Origin of the sequence: Micromonospora sp. DT47, assembly GCF_049844475.1 — a bacterium.
Taxonomy (GTDB): Bacteria; Actinomycetota; Actinomycetes; order Mycobacteriales; family Micromonosporaceae; genus Micromonospora.
In genome coordinates this window covers 1-267 of the sequence record NZ_JBNCLC010000084.1, presented here as the reverse complement: position 1 = coordinate 267, position 267 = coordinate 1, and the positions used below count along the sequence as shown (strand labels likewise).

1 protein-coding gene is annotated in these 267 nt (G+C 68.2%); it reads left to right on the top strand.

Annotated features, from left to right (window positions below; genetic code table 11):
- A partial coding sequence (locus ACLQ2U_RS32250) for an RNA-guided endonuclease InsQ/TnpB family protein (protein ID WP_425754654.1) occupies window positions 1-267 on the top strand: 267 nt, incomplete at both ends.

Here is a 267-nt window from a genome sequence, read left to right as displayed (position 1 = left end):
CTCTCGACACAGTTGATCCGCGACAACCAAGCGGTGTACGTCGAGGACCTGTGCGTGACCGGTCTCGCCCGCACCCGCCTGGCGAAGTCCGTGCACGACGCGGGCTGGACACAGTTCGTGAACATGCTGGAGTACAAGGCCACCCGGTACGGACGCACCTTCGCCCGGATCGGCCGGTTCGCGCCCACGTCGCAGACCTGCTCGACGTGCGGGCGGCTCGATGGACCCAAACCGCTGTCCGTCCGGTCGTGGACCTGCCCCTGCGGG